This is a genomic window from Streptococcus ovis DSM 16829 (genome assembly GCF_000380125.1).
GTDB lineage: Bacteria > Bacillota > Bacilli > Lactobacillales > Streptococcaceae > Streptococcus > Streptococcus ovis.
Window position 1 is genome coordinate 47247 of sequence record NZ_KB904583.1, and the last position, 23633, is coordinate 70879.

Genomic DNA, 23633 nt, shown 5'->3' on the forward strand with positions numbered 1-23633 from the left:
ATCTTCATTATATCAAATTTTGGCTTATATCTCAAAAAAACTTCTGTATTTGAAGGTTATTTTGAAAATGTGTTATAATGGACTGAGATGTTAGAACTTGTACAGTAAGAGGACATTTTTGTGAAAAAAATTAAACATTACCTATCAACCATGGTACATTCCCGTTTAGGGTTTGTACTACTTCTCGTCATAACCTATTGGTTAAAGAGCCTATGGGCTTATGTAGTTGATTTCAACTTAGATACCAAAGGTTTTTATCAGAATTTCATCGCCTTTATCAACCCCATTCCAATTGCCTTATTGTTGATTGGACTGGCTCTCTATATTAAACGGACAAAGATTTTCTATACGATTGCGAGCCTCATTTATATCATTTTGTTTGCTTGGCTCTTTTCGAATGCCATCTATTATCGAGAATTTACAGATTACATCTCCATTTCGACAATGCTTGCCAGTTCGAGTGTCTCTGCAGGTTTAGGAGAGGCGGCAATGAAACTCTTCCGCATTTGGGATCTAGTCTATTTTATCGACTTCATTGCTGTCATTTATTTTTATTTTTCTCGTAAAAAATTTATATTAGATGAGAAACCTTTTAACAAACGAGCCAGTTTTGCAGTAACTGCACTCTCAGTCATGCTCTTTTCAGCCAATCTTTTCTTAGCAGAAATTGATCGACCAGAGTTGTTATCACGTGGTTTCTCCAATACTTACATTGTCCGTGCCCTTGGACTTCCAGCGTTTTTAGGCTACAATGCCAACCAGACCTACTCAGCCCATAAGGACCGTTCTGAAGCTTCAGCTAATGATTTGAAACCCGTTCAGGCCTATGTTGCTGACCATTATGCTGCTCCAAACCCAAACTACTTTGGGATTGCAAAAGGGCGAAATGTCATCTATCTTCATCTAGAAAGCTTGCAACAGTTCATCATTGACTACAAGCTCAATATTGATGGAACAGAGCATGAAGTCACGCCATTTTTGAACTCTCTGTACCACTCCAAGTCGACGCTGGCCTTTTCAAACTTCTTTCATCAAGTCAAAGCTGGGAAGACATCGGACGCAGAAACCATGCTTGAAAATTCACTTTTTGGTTTGTCACAGGGTTCTTTCATGGTTCAATACGGCGGTAGCAATACCCAACAAGCAGCGCCCTATATTCTGTCTGAGAAGGCAGGATATAAAACTTCAGCAGTTTTCCACGGAAATGCGGCGGCCTTTTGGAACCGAAACAACACCTACAAACAATGGGGCTACAATTACTTCTTTGACGCTTCCTACTTTAGCGAACAAACTGATGAAAATTCCTTCCAGTATGGTTTGAATGACAAGATTATGTTTGCTGATTCCATTCAGTATCTAGAACGCATGCAGCAACCCTTCTACACCAAATTCATCACCGTTTCCAACCACTATCCTTACACAACTAGCTTGATTGGAGATGAGATTGGTTTCCCGCTAGCTCAAACAAAAGACGAAACCATCAATGGTTACTTTGCTACCGCTAATTATCTAGATGCTGCGATCAAGTCTTTCTTCGACTATTTAAAAGCAGCTGGTCTATATGACAACTCCATCATTATTTTGTATGGAGACCATTACGGCATTTCCAATTCTCGTAACCCTGATTTGGCACCACTATTAGGCAAAGATTCAGAAGTGTGGTCTGATTATGACAATGCCATGCTCCAACGCGTACCTTACATGATTGTTGTTCCAGGTATGACAAATGGTGGTATCATTAATACCTATGGTGGTGAAATTGATGCCTTGCCAACGCTTGAACACTTGCTTGGACTTGATGCTAGTCAGTACATCCAGGTTGGACAAGATTTACTCTCTAATGAACATGATCAGGTGGTAGCAATGCGTACATCTGGTAGCTTTATTACTCCTAAATACACCAGCTACGCTGGTAAACTCTACTATACTGAAACAGGACAAGAAATTACTAATCCAGATGAAACAACACAAAAAGAAATCGAAGCAATTGAGTCTGCTGCTGATTCACAACTCTCAGCCAGTGACGCTGTGCAAACAGGTGACCTCATTCGTTTCTTAAAAAATGATTTAACCCCTCTGGATACTAGCCAATATTCATATATTGATTCATTGGCCGCCGAAATTAAACTTGAAAAAACACTAGGAGATAAATCAACGAGTCTCTATAGCAAAAACGGAAATAAGACAACCGCTGATTTGTTTACATCACCAAGTTATCAAGAACTCTACGGCACCACAACCACTGACACAACTGGAACCACTACAACTTCCAGTTCAACTCAAAAAAAATAATAGAGGAAAACTTCCTCTATTATTTTTTACTTATCAGCCACCAGCATAGCTGGTGGTTTTCTCATTTTTCTCTGCGAGAAAAACTGGCTTGAAGTAATCAAAAAAATGAGCTTTCGCTCATTTTTTTGATTATTTACCAAGTTTTGTTTTCGCTGCATCTGCAAGAGCTGTGAATGCTGCTGCATCGTTAACAGCCAAGTCAGCAAGCATTTTACGGTTTACTTCGATTTCAGCCAATTTCAAACCGTGCATCAATTGTGAATATGACAAACCATTCATACGAGCAGCCGCGTTGATACGAGTAATCCATAATTTACGGAAATCACGTTTCTTTTGACGACGGTCACGGTATGCATAGTAGTAAGAGTTCATTACTTGCTCTTTTGCAGTACGGAACAAGAGATGTTTTGCTCCATAGTAACCTTTAGCTAATTTTAAAATACGTTTACGACGTTTGCGTGAAACAACGCCACCTTTAACACGTGCCATTTATTTTTCCTCCGAATAATTCTCTAATTTCTAGTCTATGTTTGCTTATTTCATGCGAGTAAGCATTGCTTTGATACGTTTAAAGTCACCAGCATGTACCATACCTGCTTTACGAAGGTGACGACGTTGTTTCTTAGTTTTACCGTGGAAACGGTGTGAAGTAAAGGCGCGGAAGCGTTTCAATCCACCAGAACCTGTACGTTTGAAACGTTTAGCTGATGCGCGGTGAGTTTTTTGTTTTGGCATTGTTATTCTCCTTTAGCTCTCTAAGCTTATTTTTTTTCTGAATTTGGGGCAAGTTGCATGAACATCTGACGTCCATCCATCTTTGCACGTTGCTCAATGATCGCAATATCTTGCGTTGCTTCTGCAAATTCTGCAAGGACTTTTGCTCCAACTTCTTTGTGCGTAATCATCCGACCTTTAAATCGAATGGATACTTTAACCTTGTTTCCTTTTTCAAGGAATTTACGGGCATTACGAAGTTTGGTCTCAAAGTCTCCCTTATCAATAACAGGACTGAGACGAACTTCTTTCACAGTGACAACGCTTTGTTTCTTGCGTTGTTCCTTTTGTTTTTTCTGATACTCAAATTTGAACTTACCGTAGTCCATAATTTTTGCAACAGGTGGTTTAGCTTGCGGTTGAATCAGTACCAAGTCAACGTTGGCAGCGTCTGCTAGGGACTGTGCTTCTGCGAGTGGTTTGATTCCTAACTGTTCACCATCGAGACCGATAAGACGAACTTCCCGCACACGAATTTCATCATTGATGAACAAATCTTGCTTTGCTATGGCTTTCACCTCATTTTATTTTTTTCGAGAAAAACAAAGGCGGACCTAATAAATCAGACCCGCACACATAATATTCCCAAAGGAATCTTGACATGTAGGGCCAGACAACCGAAGTCGCAAGGCGAGAAGCTCTCACTTCTGCTTTTCTCAATATTGATAGTATACCAATACTTTTATTCCTTGTCAAGAATTTCTTTCGCTTTTTCTGAAATAAATGCAACAACTTCATCAATTGACACACCAGTGGTATCAAATGTAATGGCATCATCTGCCGCCATCAATGGTGACACTTTCCGATGACTATCCTTGTAATCACGCGCTGCAATTTCTTCTTTCAAGATTTCCAAATCAGTTGGAATGCCTTTTTCTTGATTTTCCTTAAATCGACGAAGAGCTCGTTCTTCGACAGATGCAATCAAGAAGATTTTTAATTCTGCTCGCGGCAAGACAACTGTCCCAATATCACGGCCATCCATGACAATACCACCAGCTTCTGCAATTCTCTGTTGTTGCGCGACCAGTTCTTGACGCACTTCGGGAATCGCAGAAACCCATGACACATTATTTGTCACATCATTTTGCCGGATTGCCAATGTCACATCTGTATCCCCAAGAAAGACTAGTTGACTACCATCTGCTGCCTTCCCAAAACTGATAGGATGATCAGCTAATTCTGCTAAAAGGCTTGGAATATCTGCTTCTGTTAAATGATTTTTCAGAGCTAAATAGGTCGCACAGCGGTACATCGCACCTGTGTCTAAGTAAGTGTAGCCAAAATCCTTGGCAATAATTTTCGCAACAGTTGACTTCCCACTAGAAGCAGGCCCGTCAATCGCAATTTGAATTGATTTCATAATTCCTCTTTTTACTTAATCCGTACTGTATCTCCTGGGTGAGCCAACCAGGTACCCGTAGTCATTTTTTCTGGGTTCAATCGTTCTAAGTCTGCAATCGAAATTCCAGCGCGAGCTGCAATCATAGCCTCTCCTTCACCAGCTTGAACCGTTAATGTTGAACCGTCTTCAGCTGGCGCTGAAGATTCAGTCGTTGCTTCCTCTTGAGGTGCGCTACTCTCTGCTGGAGGAGCAGTTTGAGTGGTGCTACTAGCAACAATAGCACTCGAAGTGCTTGACTGATAAAACTCTTGTTTCGAATTGGTTTTACTACCTCCATTCGATAGATAAATGGCCAACGCGGTAATCGCAATCACTATAATCAAGAATAGCACTGCCAATATCGTAAAGACTCTATTTGCCATACTGCCTTTTTCTGTACGACCTCTTCTACTTTTTTCATTTCCATCATAAATCTCATCGTTCCATGGTTCTTGTGACATTTCAGTGTTTCTCCTTGTTTTTTTTAAGTATCTTGTTTACAATAACAGTATGAAAGTTCAACTAATCCCAGAAAAATGTATTGCCTGCGGGCTTTGTCAAACCTATTCCAATATCTTTGATTATGATGATGACGGTATTGTCATCCTAGCTGATCAACCACACAGCCAATCCGCTGACTTTTTAGAAGACCCAGCTATCTTACGTGCTGTAAAATCTTGTCCAACCAAGGCCATTTTAGTGGAATGATTTTGCATTGTCAGAATAATATTCTTCAAAATAATCTTGCGCAACTAGGTGGTCTACTAACTCAATTTCACCTTGAAAATGAGGATTGAGCACCAAAGCATTCACGAAATATTTTTTGGGCCATTTCCGCATGTAGTAAATTTTTCCATCAGGAAATTCTTTTGAAAAAATCTTGATAAATAAAATGGTGACCTCGATTTTTTGAATACCTGAAATAGTGATTCTACGGTTGGTAAATGGATTGGAAGAGGCAATGTAAATCTGTTCATCCTCAATCACAAAAAAGCGGTGAAACCCAATGCCCATTAGAAGGACAAAAAGGAAGAACATCACAAAAATCGCCGTTGCAATCTGTGCTCGTTCATAGAGCAGAGACAAACCAATAAACATAGGAGTCATGGCCAAAGACCAATAAATAATCGCCCATGATAGTTCTGGTTGCCAGTGATATCTCATCTTTCCGAAAATTTTAATCATCTCATGCCTCCTCATTTATTCTAACACAAAAGCCATAAAAATCCTATGGCTTTTTTTGTTTATTTTTTGAAAGAGAACAAGGAAAATATGGAAAAACTGCGAGAAAATAAGTATTCTCTCGCAAATTCTCCCTTCTATTTTCATCCCTTTTCTTTGATAATGTAAATTGGTCTCTTTTTCGTTTCCAAGAAAATTTTTGCTAGGTATTTACCGATAATGCCAAGGGCCATCAGTTGAATTCCCCCAATAAACAGAATAATGGACACTGTACTGGCCCAACCGGATACTGGGTCTCCAAATAGTAACTTTCTCACTACAATGACAAGAATAGCTAGCATAGAAAGTAAAAAGGTTAGAAATCCAAACCAGGTTGCCAAATTTAACGGCAACTCTGAAAAATTGATAAAGCCATCTATGGAGTAACGAACAAGCGACCAAAAACTCCACGAGGTCTGCCCTGCAGAACGATCTCGATTTTCATAGCTGATGTGTGTCACTTCATAACCAACCCAAGAAAACAAGCCCTTCGAAAAACGATTAACCTCCTGTAGTTCCAAGATGCTATCGACCACTTGACGCGTCATCAAGCGAAAATCACGTTCACCATCTACTATCTCTGTATTGGATATTGTTTTGATTAAGGAATAAAAGAGCTTGGAAAAGAAAGAACGGATGATTGGTTCACCTTTACGGTCAATTCGCCGCGTCCCCACAACATCATACCCTTCTTGTATCTTGTGATACATTTGTGGCAATAATTCCGGAGGATCTTGCAAATCAACATCCATTACAACGACATAATCCCCTTTCGATTCCTTCAGCCCTGCTAAAAGCCCCGCCTCTTTCCCAAAATTCCGTGAAAAGGAAAGGTAATGAACGTTTTGAAAACGAGAAGCTAGTTTTCGCAGAACAACAAGACTGTAATCTTGAGACCCATCATTTACAAAGATATATTCAAAGGTCAGCTCTTTTGAAAGGATTTTCTCTATTTTTTGGCATTCTACCAAACATGTTTCAATTGTCTCCTCCTCATTAAAACAAGGAATTACGACAGATAAGAGTTTCATGTGACCTTCCAACTTTCTTTATGCACTTGATCCATTACTGAAAATACTGATTAAGGGTATGTTTATCAAAAGCGTTATAATATTCCATGATTTGATAATGATGGAATGCCTCAATTTTTTCTGGTTCTTTGATTTCTTGTCCATCCTGACCCAGCGTTCCCCAAGTCGTTAAGATTGGCACCTGTTGACGAACATCATTTAAGAATTGGTAATACGGTGAGCTAGGTATTGGATGTTCCGTTTCTTGAAGCACATTCATTAAATACGGAACCAAATAGTTTGGACTCATGGTTGTTTCTGGGTGTTGTGGTAAGGTAAAGTTGGCCCAAATGACAAATGGTACACTGTATTTATTACTCTTGACAGAGTCGTCTAAAAAGTCTTTGTAGAACTCCTCAGATAATCGAGGCTGATGATCACCATACATGACCAGAACTGTCGGCTCGGTTTGACCTTTAAAATACTCCACTAAATCTTTGAAATCATCATCTGTCTTTTTAATCAGAGACAAATATTGACTCTCCTGCGGATAATTGGTTAAAGAATCATTGACTTTAACGGTGCTTTCATAGTCCATTTGATAGCCACCATGGTTTTGCATGGTGACTACAAAATTAAAGAGTGGCTCATCCTTTTTTGTTTCATAGAGTTTTTTGATTCCTTGGAAGAGGGATTTATCTGACAAATACACACGTTCCATTACAGGATCTTCTATTAAGCTGTTGATTTCTGGATCTGAATCATCAAAGTAAGACAAATCAAAACCTAAGTTATTGTATACATTATGACGATTATAATTTAACTTGCTTTGAGGGTGCATCGCAACCGTCTGATAGCCTTGAGCATCTAGGGCTCTAGCAAAACTATTTTTATCGCTATTTACAATTTGCTGATAGGGAAAAATAGTTGGAGACATATTTCCTAAGGCATTGCTTGTTAAAACTTCATATTCTGTATTAGCTGTTCCACCACCAAACACTGAAACATTCAAACGGCCTTTTATCGTATTTTCAGACAAAGAATGCTGGAAAGCAAGTGGATCTGGATCCATCTTCATATTTGGAATATTTGAAAAATCAGCCTGAGATTCATTTTGAATGATAATGATATTTGGTTTTTTAGCCGTGCCAGCTTCCATTGCCTTGTATGGTTCCATAATCTCAGCAACCTTCTCTTTCGAATAGCCTTTAGGTGGATCAATAATAGAATCAAGGTAAAAACTAGCAAAAGATAAAGCAAATCCTTCATGGGCATATGTCGATTGCATCTTCCAAAGATTGAGTTTTATCTCCTCTTTTTTAGCAATTCCCAACAATACATTTGGCAGTAGGAATACTCCGATAAGAGCACCTACTACAAATTTGATAGCTTTAGTAGTCACTAACCTTTTTGAAAATTCAATTGGACCTATTTGAGTCGTTTTATCATTTTTTAAATACGGTAAAACAGATTGCGGCTTATGTAGGAAGAATAGAATAATTACAACAATCCACATGACAACTAATGATTGCATAATTCGATTGGTTAGCACAAAATCAAAATTTCGTGCGACATTTAATCCGTCATTTACTTGAAGCAAATTGTAAAACAGGATTGGCACATTCCGAAAATCAATAACAATCTTATTGGCAACACCTAGTCCAAACGCCACAACTGCTAACAGTAAGCCCGAGGTCCTGAGTGAAGTCATACATGCTATGACCAAAAAAATAGCGTAAAGCATGAGTAAATTAGCCTGAATACTAGACTGAGAAATATTGCTGACTTGCGAATAGGTATTTTCAAGAATGAAAAAGATCACAAAAGGCACTGGTAATGTGAGCGTGTAGTAAAGCACCTTATCCAGATGGTATTTTTTCCCGATTGTTTCTTTGAAAACCTTTAAAGTAATAGCAATAAAGAGTGTCAAAAGTGGAAGGAACAATATGACTCTTGTTGAGAAGAAATTTAACTGGAAGATCGTGAAATAATCTTGGTAAAGAAATTGTCTCGCATATAATAAAGTTGCAACGGATAGCAACGAAATCAATATAAATTTCACCAGATTAACTTTGCTAACTGTTTCGTAATAACGATTTCTAACAAACACTAAAATAGCGAGTAAAAATACAACTAGCTGCAAATACCAGATTAGATTTCCTTTATCCACTGAATAACTTTGCTTGAAATTCACATTTTCAAAGGACCAACCGCCTTCTTTAGACGTAGTATTAATTGTTTGATAGAGAGTGTCGTCTATATAAACTTCTACTGATCCTACTCCTTCAGACATGGAAAAGAATTCAAAAGAAAGTGATTTTGTATTTCTTTCTCCGTCAATCAATAGATAATTATTCGCAGGGGACCCTGTTGCATACAAGGTATCTACTTGATCTACGTCATGAACTAGCCAACCCTCGTGTTCCTTAATTTGCTCATCAGCAATCGTGTAGCCATTTATGGAGATGTTTCGAATCGTTTGACTACCTTCATGTGAAACAATTTTGACATGACCAAGATTATAGGCCGTTTTTAATTCTTGACGAATACTGTAAGCATAAATGCCTAATAGCCCAATTAAAACAACTCCTAAGATATACGGTACAAATGTTTGAAACCAATTTTTCTTGGTTGGTATTCTCATTATTTTCCTCCTAAAGAGCAACTTACATTTTTTTCATTCTTTCTATCAGCTGATACCACTCTGCTACGATTGCATTTTCTGAGAAGGTATCATTTACATACGTAAAGCTCTTTTTTGCTAATTTTTCTAAATATGTACGGTCCTGCAACAATTCATCCATCTTGGCTGCAAATGCGTCAACATTATCGAGTTCAACAAGTAATTCTGGACTACCTGCTTGGATAAGCTCCACACCGGGCGAACAGTTGTAGGATAAAACAGGTGATGAATTCATTATCGATTCCAACATGGAAATTGGAAACCCTTCTCTGTGAGATGTCAAGACAGAAAAAAGTGACTGACGAAAAACACCTTCCGCATCTGTTGTAAACCCCTGTAAGGTAATCTGGTTGGTTAAACCTTGTGATTGAATCAATTCTTTTAAGCGTTCTTCTTCTGGCCCTGTTCCGTAAATCGAACAGTGCAACTTTGGATATTTCTCTGCTAATAGTCCCACTACGTGAACAAGATGGTCTAACTGCTTGATGACATCTAGACGGCCGATAAAGACAATTTCATTTTCATTGACCACCGTTCGATCAAACTGGTAATGTTTCTCTTTTGAAATTGGATTGGCGATAGCAGACACTTGTTGACTTGGGAATTGATAGGCTAGTGCCACTCTTTCAGCATCTCCATTTGTCAAAAAAAGAACATGATCCAAGTGCCTATACTTATTTTTAATAATATAAGGATAAACCTTAAAAGCACCTTTACACTCAAACACATAATCCGCTGAATTATGCATTTGTCCAATAAAGGTTACTTTGTGGTTGTAATCCTTGATCACTTTCTCCATCAATAAGTAAACAACCGGATTTGTTAAAATAACGGTAGCAGTATCAAGAGAGTCAAGCATTTTTCTCAAGGTTTTTTCTAATTTTCGATGAAGATATTTTTCTGAAAAAAATAGCCAAGGCTTCGTGAAGAAAATATCCTCATCGTAAAGGAGAATTTCCTTGTAATTTTTTTGCTCAGCCTGAAAAATTCCTTTTTTCTGTACACCACAGCCAATAACTGTTACTACATTCCCATCTTCAGCGAAGCGATGCGCTAGCTGGTCTACCACTTTTTGCACACCGCCAATCCCGCCCAGATGATGACTGACCATAATGATATTTTGCTTCATCTTATTGCTCTCTCTCTTGATTGTGATTTAATTTTTCTTTCATAGCAATCGTTTGGACCAATTCTTTCAATTTTTGGTCCAAAATAGATAATTTAAGACTCAAGAAAAATTGATGGAGCATCAATAAAAAGATGATCAATAAAAAGATGAAATTAACTGGAGAAGCAATCCCCATCAGTTGTGCCAACCAGTCTGCTAGATGAGGAAAAAGACTAAAAATTAGGAGTACCGCTGAAAAGAAGAGCCAAAAAAGAGCGTCATCAATCTGTACCTTAGACTTACGAATTTTTTGTAAAATCATTGCCATGGTTGCAATAGAGACAAAAATTAAAATAATTTGAAATAATACTGTCATAACTATCTTTACTTTCTAAGTCGAAAATTCTGAATCACCAAAATGGAAGCAAACATGTGCCACATATACTTAATAGAACGAGTTAGGGTCAAGTAGCTTTGACCTGTTTCACGCTCTCTCATTTCTACTTGGACTTCTGCAACCTTTGCACCTTTGCGAATGAGGTAGGAAACCGTATCTGGCTCAGGACCGTAATTGAGATTAATCGCAAACTCTTTAATAAGAGACTGGTCTAACATCCGCATCCCTGATGTTGGATCCTTGATGGTCTTCCCAGTTGTCAATTTAATGGCTCCAGAAATCAAAATATTTCCCAGCATACGCAGACTATTTGGGCGAGGTTGGGTCACAAAGCGAGAACCAATTGTCATATTATACCCTTGATCTAGTTTATCAGACAAGTCCTGAATATACTCAGGCAAATGTTGACCATCCGCATCAAACTGGATAGCTTTTTTATAGCCCATTTCATAAGCATAACGCAAACCTGTCTGAAAAGCACCTGCTAAGCCTAAATTAACAGGTAAGTCTATAATGTTAAATCCATGCTGATGACAAATTTTCGAAGTTTGGTCTTTTGACCCATCGTTGATGACAACATAGTCAAATTGAGGGTACTGATGAACAATATTAGACACAACTGTTTCGATGGATCCTTCCTCATTATAGGCTGGGATAACAATTAAAATATCTTTCACTACTTTCTCCTTAAAACAATTCTTCATTATTTTGATATATTATTGATTCGAGTAAGGGCTCGGTTTACAAACCAATAAACCAAGAAACTTGCTGCTAGAAAGGCTATCATAGAGAGCAAGAAACTAAGCGCTGCTCCTAACATTCCATACTGCGTCACCAGTGGATTTGTCACTAATTTGGATACCATAAAAGTGATGAGGTAGACAAGTAACAAATTCGTTTGCTTTCGGAAAATGGTCATGATATTTCCTATGATAGCTGCCAACATGTAGAAAACCCCTCCGATTAACAAGATAGCAAAGGGGAGCTTGTAACTTGTTAACGCCACACCAAATACGATTCCTAAGACCTCTGTACCGATAAAATAGCCCAATGCAACCACTAGAAAGCCCAGTCCAGTTAAAATGAGGGAAATCATTCCAAACTGTCCATAAAATTCCTGGTATTTTTTTTCTAGCCAAAAATCAGATAATTTTGTAATCAGTGGACGTAAAATCATGAGCATGAGGGACATCACAAAGGCTGGCATAAACAGGATATTAAAATTCCGCTGCAAGCCAGCAGCTAGTTCACCAGTTGTCAGTAGTTTATCGATGACGAGTTTAGGCTCATTGAAAACATAAGTCAATAAAAACCCATTTAAAAAGAGAGGGAAACAACTTTTTAACAATGCGATAACTTTTTCAAAGCTCTCCCTATTCAGCACGATAGACATTTTTTCTTGTAAATGAGAATGCAGATAAGGTAAATCTAGTAAGAAAATGATACTAAAATTCAGTAAGAAAATACCCAAACAGGCAAGCATCAGCGATTTGGTTGCCAAAAGAAGGACAAAAAAACCAATCATAACTGCAAGACTGCGGTAAAAAAGAATTTTTCCTGCCAAATCTGAACGCCCACGTTGTTGATAATAACCTTGAAATACATCCGAAAAAGCATCACAAGCCCGACATAGGACCAAGAGAAAGAGCACTACTGATTTTTCCAGGTTGTACTGATTCCACCAAATAAAGCCCAAAGTGCTTGCAACCATGAGACCAACGGTCACCATACGCGTCAACAGATAAGAAGAAAAAGAATAAGTTTGGCGAACATCTGTTGCTTGAAAATCCCGTACTTGAAACAAGCCAATAATGATAAATTGCTGACCAAGTGAATAAGCTAATCCGAACAAATCTGACGATGCTGGTGACAATAATCGAGAAGCAATCAAGAGAAGAACCGTCGAAATTAGGGCTGTAAAAATAGAACCAATCATATTCCAAACGTAGTTGCTCTTCTCATTTATGGCTTGAGAACTCATTTCTTTTCCTCCTTTCTAAAACAGATTACTTCACGAATGTAGAAGCCAACGTAATACTTTGTAAAAAGACAGCCGATGACATAATGATACCAGTTTGAATCACAAAGTTATCGGGGATAGGATCCATCTGTAAATGCTTGATTTTGAAGGATGATAAAATGAGCAAGTACATCGTATAAACGCCCATATAATAACGACCTTGAACTCCTAAAACAGTATTCCCACCAACTTGAGTCACTAACAGATACATTGATAAGATGATGGCAAATGCAATAGCACTTCCGACTAGGGCAAGGCCATTACGTGTCACATTTTTCAATTGAATCTTATTGGTATTGCCCACAATAATGTAGAGAATTGGAAGCATTAGGTAAGGGTACATGCTCGTCATAAAAATATCCAAATAGCCAAAATGCCATAGTTGTTCTGTCTTATATCCCATATTGAAGAACTCTTTTAAAAGGACAAGGAAAGAAGCAACCGGTTGGTTTAAGATGCTTGCAATCTGCCTACCAGTATCCACATTTTGAACATCGGTATAATTAAAATGAACTTGGCTACTCACCTTAAACCATACAAGGGCAAGGATAGCAAGTAACATCCCCAATCCCCAACCTGAAAAATAGGTCCATCTATTTTTAAAACGCTTAATGGGTATAAACACTATCAAGCCAAATAACATCACGTAAGGAATTTTACAAACAATCATCAGACCCGATAAAATCGCAAATAATAAGACTTGACGAAAATGAATTTTCTCTTTTTTCTCAAGCAAATGAATAAAGTAACCAATAATAACAAATTGTAATCCAACCGCCGTTCCATCTTGGTTGTAGGATCCAGCCAAGATAATATTCATCGGCAACATCCCCATCATCAAGATGATTTGCTTAAATCGACCGCTTAGCCTTACTGCAATCACAAGTAGTAAGGCATAAAAAAGAGCATTCATAATACGACCCAAATAGAACATATGCCCTGCACTAAGGTGAAGGCTCTTCGCAATCAGAATTCCTGTTACTTGAGGAATATAAGAGATGAAGGAATAAGCATTGGTTGCACGAAAGTCTACTAATTTCCAAAAATCTTGCTTCCTATCTGAGTTTGGAACACGAAACAAGTCTGTACCTGTAATCAGTTCTTTTCGTTCATCTACCGTTTGAAAGTAATTCTCTGTTACCACTAAGTGTTCTTTTTTATTGTCCATATTGACTTCCCCAGTAGAAATATAGAGAGAACGAGAATAGTGGACCGTTTCATCAGGTGTATATAAAACAGGGGTCAACAGTGCCGCTGAAACACCCAAAAATGCAATTACCAAATAAAGAAGTTTGTAATAATGTTTCTTCCCTGAAAAGGTAGGAAGAAAAAGAGTCGCTAACAAGCCTCCTACTATGACTACATACGCTAACTTAGGAGTCCCTACATTACCTGGATAAGAGACTAAAATAACAACATAAGCTATCATGGCAGCGATGGCATATTTATAATTTGACTTTATCAATTCTATCATATTCATTCTTTAACTATTTCATTCCTCTATCTAACTATTTTTTACTTTAAGCAATGTGCGGTTGATGATATATTTTATCGCTCTTGCAGGTCCGATTACGATATATTTCAAGGCTCCTTTAATTCCACCTAGATGGTCGAAATTGACATAAGTGTGTGGCAAGGCATCTTCACGTTCATTAAGCAATTTATTATCAATAAAGGCTGTCAAATCGTGAGGATTTTTTGAAATGCGAAAATCGTAGTTTTTATCCCAAGCAATATACACTAAGAGGCGCTCAATCGCATGAAGAATAGAGTTTTGTGGCAACGGTTCTGCTGGAACATCTTTATCTGTCAGATTTAAATCGAACAGTGGTTGTAAAGCATCATACTTAAACCAGACATACGTACCATAGGACATAACGAAAGTATGTAGATTATTGAAATCAACCGATTTTTTCAAATTCATTTGTCGCCATAAATCATTCATGGCTGGTGCAATCTGATTTTCATTATATGCATCCACGATTTTATTGTAACGGAAAAAGGTTGGAATATCCGCAATGACGGCCCCTAAATCAGATCTTGTTTCAAGATTTGCCAGGATAGTGTTGGCCGGTAAAACCAGCATCTCAATCAGTTCTTTTCGCCAAGATTCTCCTGCCCAGAAATCCGCTTCTTTCGATTTTTTCGTGTGGAAATGTCCAATGTAATCATACTCTTTCAAGTGTTCTTTCAATTTCAACATCGGAAGAACGTCGCGACCAATATTTCCTGTCACAAAAATCCTTGCAATCACTTGATTGGCGGACAAGATAGCCTCTATCTCACTTCGTTTTTCCTCAATATCTGTTGTGATAAACACATCATAATCAAATGAAAATTGTGCAAAGGCATCCAAGAATTCCTGCAATAAGTCGGTGTAAAAAACATGCAAGTGCACTGCTACTTTCTTATTCCCAGAAAAGGAAACTGGGCTCGGGGCAAGAAACTTCCGTGCCAACAGATATTTAAAATCCGGATAATTGATTTGTGACATATGTGACACAATCAAATCCACTGGATAATCCGATACCCGTTCTATTTCATTTAAGATGTAAGGCGTAATATGCTGGTTGGCGTCTATCGTTTTCACCTTGATAAAGTGGACATGATTTTTCAAGATAGCTGTAGGATTGTAATATGAAAAATCTGGATGCAACATACCTGTAGTATCTGCGTCAACCGTGTTAAAGACAGTCTGGTAACGGAATCCAGCATCTGTTAGATTTGTCGTCACCTGTGTCTCATAGTGTGTAATCACATCCTGTACATCGGTAAAATTCTGAATCCCCATCCAGAAATCTTGAAACGTTTTTGAAACAATGACCTTTTGAGAAAACGATAGGTAATAACTTTGGATATGTTCTTTAAACTGATGATTGGCACGGAAGTTGGTCATCCCCCAAAAATCAACCGTGTCATCCGATTCAAACTTGTCATAGATTGGAGCCATATCCCACAAGGGGCCAAAACAGGTATCATTCATAAGCGTTACGGAGTCATAACCTTTCAAGGTTTCAAAACCAAGAAAATTCATGCCATCACGCCATGCTGCAAAATCAAAACCAATATTTTCTCGCTGAATAAAGTCATCTATCAGATGTTGGTTGCGTAATTTTTCTTGGAGGCTATCTGAAAATGCGCTATTTGAAATAAAAACAACTTTAGAAAACACTGGCCGCATTTTGGTTAGTTGATACTCAACATGCGGACTAAGCTCCTGAAATTTATTAAAATGGACATATAACAGCAAACGCTTCATTTTCTTCTCCTAAAGAAATTAATTACTTTCGTTGGAATAATCCAACGCCGTGACCCAATGACACTATTATAAGCATGGGTCATCTCTTCTAATTGCTTATCTCTTGCTTGTAAATACTTGATTTGCTGGATAAATTCTGTCTTCTCACGGATTAACTGCTCCACCTGAACAGTCTTATCTAACAAATGTTGAGATAAAATTTTTCCAATATAGTCATTAGATTGGATGTTGGTCGTGTCTAGAAGTTCATATTCCAAATAAAATTCTTGACCATATACTTCCTGAGGCAGTTCATAGATAATTTGCGGATCAGGGTTTGGAAAGGCATAGATGTCTCCAATAACAATCGCATTTTTAAAACTTGGAATCATTTCTGTGTTAGTCTGTTTCGCAATTAATCGCACATAGCTATAAAAACTTGGTTGTTCTGATAAATCTACACGAATTCGTTGACAGCCTTCTGGTAATCGAATAGGTATGCGCTCCTTGACTTGTAAAGAGCTTTGTTGAAGCCTATCTTCGCTAAACCCTTCTCCATTCCTATCAAAATAGATGGTCACTTTTTCAAGACCAACATCAACTAATCCATAGGATTTCTTGGTCAACTCTAATTCATAGATATTATTTCTGTCTAGAAGGATGTCTAGCATCTTACGATAATCGCTACCAGGATATTTATCTAAATAATTTTTTTGAGTCTCCAGCAGGGCATTAAAACGACGCTTTATCCGTTCAAAGTCCTTAGGACGAGAATCTGAACCTTGATTTACGACATAAGCTACCGTTGCTTCTGGTAGATAGGCTAAATCTGTACGTTGAAACAAGTCCATTTGCAGATTAAAAGTATCATCTGAAGTGGTTAAATCCAGCTCCTCATTGACCTCAAGCATCAATTGACGATCCACCAGCCATGTAGAAGCCATGGTAAACCCGCGTGTTGCAAGCATCTTCTCAAAGGTATCCGCCAATGGAATCAAACCATTCTTAAAGCCAGCTGCTGAAACAAATTCACCCTTTTCGTTGTAAAGATCAAAATCCGTGTTGGACCATTTTGCTGTTGGATGATTCTCTAAAAGATTTACCTGCTTCTGTAGTTTTTCTGAGTCTAGCCAAAAATCATCCCCATCACAACGAGCGATATATTTTCCTCTCGTTTCTTTACAAATGGTAACCCAAGTACGTGAAATTCCTTGATTCTCCGCATTATAAAAAGTGCGAATTAGTTCTGGATATTGTTCTTGATAGTGACGCATAATCACTGCCGAAGCATCTGTTGAAGCGTCATCAATCAGTAAAATTTCGAAAGGAAATTCTGTTTTTTGAGCTAAAAAACTTTGAATCGTTTGTTCCAACCACGGTTCCTTGTTAAAAACCGTGCAAACAATTGATACAACAGGATTCGGTAGCATGTAGGCTCTCCTTAATTTTGCATTTTCCAATTACCATTCCGCTGAATCAGACCACTTGCTGAATCAAGGGCTGATAGATCGCCTGGGGCAATATCAGTGCGGTTAATTGCGATAATAGGGGTCTGAGTGGCGTCAGAATATGCCAACATCTGCCCATCTTTATCACGAACGGTTACCTCTAATTTCATTTTCAAATCATTGACAGTTGGTAACGAGCAAGTATAGTGAATCACCTTATGTCCTTTTCCGCTCAGCATCTGATCCATCGAATTATCATTGTAAATCCAGATATTTCGGTCAATATCTGTTAAGGATAAAGCGATATAGGTTTCGATATCTTCTAGAACATCATATTCTATTTGAAATTGAATTTCATCTTTCGGAGTCATTTGGTTAGGACTAAGTAATTTCAACTGAAAATCTTTGACGCGAACAACTTCTTCAGTTTTTAACTCTTCAGCAGTTGTCACCTCTTCATCCATTTCCTGATGCAGTGGGACAGTGTTATCCATACTATATTGGTTGGCCACATTTTCAGGATTTCCTAGGGCCTTGACCAAACCATATTCAATCAATACTGCCTTGTTACAGTATTTCTTGACAGCTCCCATATCATGGGTAACAAGAATCGTTGTTTTACCGCTTTTCTTGCGTTCCATAAAATAGTCGTTACACTTCCGTTGAAAGGCTTCATCTCCAACTGCCAAAACTTCATCCAAAATGAGGATGTCTCCCTGCGCCTTGATGGCAACAGAGAAGGCCAGACGCACCTGCATCCCGCTTGAATAGTTTTTAAGTTTTTGGTTCATGAATTCTTTCAGCTCTGCGAATTCTACAATGTCATCATACATGGCATCGATTTCTTCACGTGTAAAACCGAGCATCGCACCATTCATATAAACATTTTCACGTCCTGTTAATTCTGGGTTGAAACCGACTCCCAATTCGATAAAGGAAACCAGTTTCCCATTGACAGTGACGCTGCCTTTTTCCGGTTCATAAATCTGGGAAATAATTTTGAGCAAAGTAGATTTCCCAGAACCATTTCGACCAACAATACCGAAAAAGTCTCCTTCTTCCACATCAAATGAAATATCTTTTAAAACGTGTTGCTCTTTATAGCCTTTAATCCCTTTAAAACGGTTAACAACCGCGGTACGTAAGCTATGCGTTTGTTCTGTCGGCAAGCGGAAAAACTTGCTGACATGATCTACTTTTACTGCAATTTTCTTTTCTGTCATTAGATAATCTCCGCAAATTTTTTAGCATTACGATTAAATACTGTAAGACCAATGGTAAATACTATAATTGGAATCAGATAAGGAATTAGGATATAAACCCAATTATCCGACAATTGCCAGATGGTTACATTGGCCCGATCAATCAAGAAATAACGAATATCTTGGATGATTTGCGCAAGTGGACTTAACATCAACAACTTTCCAGCGAACTGACTTTTTTCCAAGACAATAGTAATCGGGTAGATAATTGGTGTGGCATACATTCCAGCCTGCATGAAAACTTCCCAAATTTGCCCCAAGTCACGGAACTTCACAAAAAGTGTAGATAGTAAGAGGGCAATGCCAAAGGCAAACAAAAAGAGTTCAATAAACAAGAGGGGCGTCAAAAAAATGGTCCACGAGAATTTTACACCATTGATGAGGGCAAAAACCAAAACTACTACAAAGTTAATCGAAAAGTTTATCATGGCACCACAAATGGCTGATAAAACGATGATGTGTTTTGAAAAGCTTAGTTTACGCAACAAGTCTCCTCGCGTCACAATCGATACCATCCCCATATTGGTAGCTTCTGAAAAGAAGGACCAAATCACATTCCCTAATAGAAGGGCTACAGCCCAATGTGGTACATTTCCACCTAAAGGTAGGAAACGGACAAAGACAATATACATAATCGCAAATGTCATGAGTGGCTTCAAAATGGACCAAAGATAGCCAACGACACTTCCTTGGTAGCGCAATTTAAAATCAGTTTTAATCAGTTCACTTAATAAAATACGATTTTTCTTGGAAAAAAGATCCATAGTTACTCCTTATAGGCAAATTTTGTCAAAATAAGAGTGGTGAAAACAAAGGTATGAAAGGCCTTATTTTTTCTGAAACCATATTGTTTCAACACTCGTTTACGCTCGAGAAATCCCTTATCCATAATCGTGACAAAGGCGTTAATCATTTCTCGTTTTGATGAAGAAAGAGGCATGTCTAGTAGAAATGCTGCTTGCTGTTGACTATTTTTTATCAATTTCCAATAGAGTTCAAATAGCAAACTTGGTTGTAACCATTTCTTCACCCGTTTTGATAAGGTCCGTGCTCCAAGAACATTGTTCCCATGCTGACGATAGAGTTCTCCTGGCTGGTCAATATAGACTAAGTTCCCAAAGGCACTCGCTAGTAACGCCAAATACCAGTCGTGCATGAGAATTCCCTCTGTTTGTTGCCATAAAAGTGCTAAAGAGTGATTAATCATGGAAACTCCACCAGTAACAGTATTTTCTGTTAATTCCTGTACCAACTCTGTATTGGCATGATGAGACTGACTCCGAATCATACTGTTAGATAGGATATTTAACTCTTGATCGACCACTTTCAAGTCCATGTATATCATTAGCGGCTCGTCCACTGAATATTGCTCTGCTTCCTTCAGACTGACTTCCAGTTTATCAGGAAGCCAAACATCATCTTGATCACTGAAAAAATAAACATCTGCCGTCTCGTAGTTCAGGAGGGTATGAAAACTGTTAATCACCCCTAGATTCGTGCGATCCTGTTCATTTATCCAGAAAATCCGTCTGTCCGTCGCTACGAATTTTGCGATGATTTCAGGCGTTTTATCCATTGAACCATCATCACGAATCAAGAGTTGCCAGTCGGTATAGGTTTGTTCTTGAATACTGTGAATCTGTTCTGCTAAAAATTGTTCCCCATTATAGGTGGACATGAGAATATTTACTTTCATCTTAAAAACAAGTCCTCGTATTGGCGGACAATTCCCTCCCACGTATAATTTTCTCGCATATGTGCTTTTGCCTTCATTCCAAGTTCAATAGCTTCATCCTGTTGGTCAATCTGATCAATCAACGTCGATAAATTTCCAGCTTCCTTACTCCAATAGTGGACAGCATCAAGAGCAACTTTGCGGTTAAAATCAACTCCCAAGACTAGATTTTCATTGGTTTGAGCTAGGGCTTCTAAGAGGCTCGGATTGGTTCCCCCAACCTCGTGACCATGCAAGTAAGCACGCGCTTCTTGTCGCAGATACTTGAGAAGATCCTTATCATAGACCGTTCCGACAAACTTGATTCGTTCGTCCTTATCAAACCCTGTTGCTTGACGTAGTTGCTCAAAGTAAGCTGACCCCTCATGGTTGCAAACAATCACCAAATCCCGTTTAGTCTTTGCTCTCATAAATTCACGGATAATGGTCTCGTAATTATTTTCAGGAACAAAGCGCCCAATAATCAGGTAATAGTCTTTTTCTTGAACTTCCCATTTTGCGAAGAATTCCCGAACTTCTGAACTTTCTTGCGTCAAATTCGTTGGCTCTAAATCTGTTCCATAGGCAATGAAGGTCGTTTTTGACCAAGGATAAACATCCTGAATGTACGATTGAATTCCCTCATTATCAGAAATGACCAAGTCTGCCTGTTTGGTCATGACTTTCTCGGAATATTTGAGATAGGCTTGTACAGGCTTAGACCATTTCGTTCGTTTCCATTCTAAGCCATCAGGATTGATCCATAACTGTCCACCGATTTGATGAATCTTGCGTGCAAAAGGAGCAATAAAAGCTCCAATGGTATTCCCTAAAATGTAAAAGATGGGCTGTTCAATCTTTTGCTCTGCAATCAGCTGCAAGGCATAACGAATCGCCATCATATCATATGCAATCACACGAGCGGGTCCCAGTTTCGGTAGCCGAATGGTAAAACAATCGACCCCTTTGTAATCATTATGCTGGTGATGACTCGTATCTGATAAACAGGCTACATGATACCGGATCTGATCCGACACCTGATGGGACACCAACTCTTCTACAAAGGTTTCAAATCCCCCATACTTAGCCGGTAAACCACGACTTCCGATAATAAAAATATGTTTCATAAATATTGTACTCTTCAAAGTGTAATCAGATTATTATATCATATTTTTAGCATAAATTCATAGAAAAAAGGGACATCGTCCCCTTTCATCTTATTTCTGTCCTTGTTGATAGAAGGATTCAAGCGCTTCCTGCCAGGTCGGAATCACAAATCCAGTCGCTTTCGCCTTCGCCAAACTCATGGTTGAGTTGAGCGGGCGCTTTGCCTTGGCTGGAAATTGGTCAGACGAAACTGGATTGACGGTTACCGGTTTATCTTTTAAGATTTCCTTAGCGAAATCATACCAGCTGATGCCTTTTGCAGAGTCATTTGATAAATGATAGTAACCAAAGTCTTGCTTGGTATCTACCAAGTAGACCATGAATTCTGCCAAAGTGCGTGTCCAAGTTGGACGACCGAATTGGTCATTGACTACACCTAGTGTGTCGCGTGTTTCTGCTAAGTTTTGCATGGTGAAGACAAAGTTTTTACCATAGTTACCAAAGACCCAAGCTGTACGCACCGTGTAGAATTTTCCAGCATATTTTTCAACTGCTTCTTCTCCCAAACGTTTGGTACGGCCGTATTCCGTTTGAGGATTAGCAGGTTCATCAACTTCCAATTCTAAGCCAACAGGCTTTTGACCTTCAAAGACGTAGTCAGTTGAAATATACACCAATGTCGCATCGTATTGAGCAGCAGCTTTTGCAACATTTTCCGTGCCAATTACATTAATGTTATAATTTAATTCTTTTCCTTCATCTTCAGCCGCATCCACTGCTGTATAGGCTGCACAGTGATAGACAATTGTCGGCTTCACTTCCGCAAAAAAGGCATTCACCTTGTCAGCATCTGTAATGTCCATTTCTGCCACATCCGCCGCCACATATTCGACTCCACGTTCATCCAAAAGATAACGTAGTTCAGTCCCCAACTGACCATTGGCACCTGTAATTAAAATCATGATAGACTCCTTTGTTCAACTTTCTTACTTGATTATTATAACACAAAACTCTCCAAACAAATCATTTGGAGAGTTTTTCGATTAGTTGATTCCGAAGATGTCTTCTTTAGTATGAATAAGTTGTGTCATCATTTGGCAGTATGGTGTAGATATTCCAAGTCGTTTTGCCTTTTCGTTCACCGCACCATTCAGGTAGTCAATTTCAGTCAACCGACGATTTTGCACTAAATCCTGATGCATAGATGGATAATGCGGAGCTGCTTTGACAGAAATATCCATCACATAATTGGTAATTTCTTCTTCGTTTAAATCGACCCCTTCAGCAATTCCTACACTGACAAATTCATGGATAATTTCACGAACAATTTTCAGTCCTGATTCACTAGCAAAGAGTTCGCCAATTGTACAATCTAACAGGGCACAGCCTGAGTTCATTGTACCATTGACACAGGCCTTACGCCAGATAGACGGCACAACGTCCGTGTCATACGTCGCATTCAGACCTGCTCCATTCAAGACATCTGTAATTTCGCGACCAGAAGCTTCTTGACTGGCATCCAATGATTGTAGATTAATGGTTCCATTCCCTTGCATGAGGACCGTTCCTGGTCCTTTCAGACCAGCTGTCCAAACTGTTACTCCCATTAAGATATTGGATTCTGGAACATATTCCTTAATGACATCCGCATGACCTAAACCATTTAACAGGCAAAGAACACGTGTTTGTTCTCCAACGACCGTTTCGATATCCTGTAACATTTGTTTTAATTGCATGGCTTTTGTAAAGAGAATCACCAAATCCGCCTCGCCTTCCACCTCTACTGGCTTCATAATGGGCAACTGAACCGTTTTTTCTTCATCTCCTACAACTTTCAACCCCTCTTGTTGAATGGCTTGAATATGAGCTTCCCAGTTGTCTAAAAGGGTGACATCATTCCCTGCTTCAGATAATTGTACCCCAAAACGACAACCCATGGCACCTGCGCCCGCAATATAAATTTTCATCATATGCT

General features: G+C 38.6%; 23 protein-coding genes and 1 other annotated feature. Of the genes, 2 read left to right on the plus strand and 21 right to left on the minus strand.

Features of this window, described 5'->3' with window-relative positions; all coding sequences use genetic code 11:
* The first annotated feature begins 120 nt into the window (after positions 1-120).
* Positions 121-2292 (plus strand): LTA synthase family protein, encoded by a 2172-nt coding sequence (locus tag A3I9_RS0110735; RefSeq protein ID WP_018379029.1) that lies wholly within the window; start codon positions 121-123, stop codon positions 2290-2292.
* Between the two features lie 129 nt (positions 2293-2421).
* Here the strand turns inward: A3I9_RS0110735 and rplT are convergent, their stop codons facing one another.
* From rplT to A3I9_RS0110760, 5 genes are all read right to left on the minus strand, one after another.
* The gene (gene rplT / locus A3I9_RS0110740) at positions 2422-2781 is read right to left on the minus strand and encodes a 50S ribosomal protein L20 (protein ID WP_018379030.1); all 360 of its coding nucleotides are present in this window, start codon (positions 2779-2781) and stop codon (positions 2422-2424) included.
* A gap of 45 nt (positions 2782-2826) precedes the next feature.
* Positions 2827-3027 (minus strand): 50S ribosomal protein L35, encoded by a 201-nt coding sequence (rpmI, locus tag A3I9_RS0110745; protein ID WP_018379031.1) that lies wholly within the window; start codon positions 3025-3027, stop codon positions 2827-2829.
* Between the two features lie 26 nt (positions 3028-3053).
* Positions 3054-3584, minus strand: a complete 531-nt coding sequence (gene infC / locus A3I9_RS0110750) for a translation initiation factor IF-3 (RefSeq protein WP_018379032.1) — start codon at positions 3582-3584, stop codon at positions 3054-3056.
* Positions 3585-3600: 16 nt separating this feature from the next.
* Positions 3601-3725 (minus strand) — a sequence feature (ribosomal protein L20 leader region).
* Positions 3726-3748: 23 nt separating this feature from the next.
* Positions 3749-4429 (minus strand): (d)CMP kinase, encoded by a 681-nt coding sequence (gene cmk, locus A3I9_RS0110755; protein WP_018379033.1) that lies wholly within the window; start codon positions 4427-4429, stop codon positions 3749-3751.
* 11 nt (positions 4430-4440) lie between these two features.
* On the minus strand, positions 4441-4911 hold the full coding sequence (locus tag A3I9_RS0110760; protein WP_018379034.1) for an SAG1386/EF1546 family surface-associated protein: 471 nt from the start codon (positions 4909-4911) through the stop codon (positions 4441-4443).
* Between the two features lie 49 nt (positions 4912-4960).
* Between A3I9_RS0110760 and A3I9_RS0110765 the strand changes: the two genes are divergently transcribed.
* Positions 4961-5158 carry a ferredoxin gene (locus A3I9_RS0110765; RefSeq protein ID WP_026217445.1) on the plus strand — a complete coding sequence of 66 codons (198 nt, stop codon included), beginning with the start codon at positions 4961-4963 and terminating at the stop codon, positions 5156-5158.
* Here the strand turns inward: A3I9_RS0110765 and A3I9_RS0110770 are convergent.
* From A3I9_RS0110770 to A3I9_RS0110850, 16 genes are all read right to left on the minus strand, one after another.
* Positions 5147-5635, minus strand: coding sequence for an EbsA family protein (locus tag A3I9_RS0110770; protein WP_018379036.1), 489 nt, complete (start codon positions 5633-5635; stop codon positions 5147-5149). The two genes, A3I9_RS0110765 and A3I9_RS0110770, sit on opposite strands and share 12 nt — an antisense overlap.
* Positions 5636-5775: 140 nt before the next feature.
* Positions 5776-6702, minus strand: coding sequence for a glycosyltransferase family 2 protein (locus tag A3I9_RS0110780; protein WP_018379037.1), 927 nt, complete (start codon positions 6700-6702; stop codon positions 5776-5778).
* A 34-nt stretch (positions 6703-6736) separates the two neighbouring features.
* Positions 6737-9325: an LTA synthase family protein gene (locus A3I9_RS0110785; RefSeq protein ID WP_018379038.1), complete on the minus strand. Its 2589-nt coding sequence runs from the start codon at positions 9323-9325 to the stop codon at positions 6737-6739.
* A 22-nt stretch (positions 9326-9347) separates the two neighbouring features.
* Positions 9348-10493, minus strand: coding sequence for a glycosyltransferase (locus A3I9_RS0110790; RefSeq protein ID WP_018379039.1), 1146 nt, complete (start codon positions 10491-10493; stop codon positions 9348-9350).
* Position 10494: 1 nt separating this feature from the next.
* Complete coding sequence (locus A3I9_RS0110795) at positions 10495-10848, minus strand: DUF2304 domain-containing protein (RefSeq protein WP_018379040.1); 354 nt, start codon at positions 10846-10848, stop codon at positions 10495-10497.
* An 8-nt stretch (positions 10849-10856) separates the two neighbouring features.
* Positions 10857-11573 (minus strand): glycosyltransferase family 2 protein, encoded by a 717-nt coding sequence (locus A3I9_RS0110800; protein WP_042361684.1) that lies wholly within the window; start codon positions 11571-11573, stop codon positions 10857-10859.
* Positions 11573-12850 carry a lipopolysaccharide biosynthesis protein gene (locus tag A3I9_RS0110805; protein WP_018379042.1) on the minus strand — a complete coding sequence of 426 codons (1278 nt, stop codon included), beginning with the start codon at positions 12848-12850 and terminating at the stop codon, positions 11573-11575. The genes A3I9_RS0110800 and A3I9_RS0110805 overlap by 1 nt, the downstream gene beginning before the upstream one ends.
* Before the next feature lie 25 nt (positions 12851-12875).
* A complete protein-coding gene (locus A3I9_RS0110810; RefSeq protein ID WP_169333661.1) occupies positions 12876-14363 on the minus strand; it encodes a DUF2142 domain-containing protein in 1488 nt (495 codons plus the stop codon).
* Between the two features lie 30 nt (positions 14364-14393).
* Positions 14394-16148: a rhamnan synthesis F family protein gene (locus A3I9_RS0110815; RefSeq protein ID WP_018379044.1), complete on the minus strand. Its 1755-nt coding sequence runs from the start codon at positions 16146-16148 to the stop codon at positions 14394-14396.
* A complete protein-coding gene (locus A3I9_RS0110820; protein WP_018379045.1) occupies positions 16145-17557 on the minus strand; it encodes a glycosyltransferase in 1413 nt (470 codons plus the stop codon). Before A3I9_RS0110820 ends, A3I9_RS0110815 begins: the two co-directional genes overlap by 4 nt.
* Before the next feature lie 11 nt (positions 17558-17568).
* On the minus strand, positions 17569-18798 hold the full coding sequence (locus A3I9_RS0110825) for an ABC transporter ATP-binding protein (protein WP_018379046.1): 1230 nt from the start codon (positions 18796-18798) through the stop codon (positions 17569-17571).
* Entirely contained in the window at positions 18798-19601 is an 804-nt protein-coding gene (locus A3I9_RS0110830; protein ID WP_018379047.1) for an ABC transporter permease, read from the minus strand. The genes A3I9_RS0110825 and A3I9_RS0110830 overlap by 1 nt, the downstream gene beginning before the upstream one ends.
* Positions 19602-19603: 2 nt before the next feature.
* Complete coding sequence (locus tag A3I9_RS0110835) at positions 19604-20533, minus strand: glycosyltransferase family 2 protein (RefSeq protein ID WP_018379048.1); 930 nt, start codon at positions 20531-20533, stop codon at positions 19604-19606.
* Entirely contained in the window at positions 20530-21678 is a 1149-nt protein-coding gene (cps2T, locus tag A3I9_RS0110840) for a beta 1-4 rhamnosyltransferase Cps2T (protein ID WP_018379049.1), read from the minus strand. The genes A3I9_RS0110835 and cps2T overlap by 4 nt, the downstream gene beginning before the upstream one ends.
* A 90-nt stretch (positions 21679-21768) precedes the next feature.
* The gene (gene rfbD, locus A3I9_RS0110845; RefSeq protein WP_018379050.1) at positions 21769-22620 is read right to left on the minus strand and encodes a dTDP-4-dehydrorhamnose reductase; all 852 of its coding nucleotides are present in this window, start codon (positions 22618-22620) and stop codon (positions 21769-21771) included.
* 81 nt (positions 22621-22701) lie between these two features.
* The gene (locus A3I9_RS0110850; protein WP_018379051.1) at positions 22702-23625 is read right to left on the minus strand and encodes a 2-dehydropantoate 2-reductase; all 924 of its coding nucleotides are present in this window, start codon (positions 23623-23625) and stop codon (positions 22702-22704) included.
* Positions 23626-23633 lie beyond the last annotated feature (8 nt).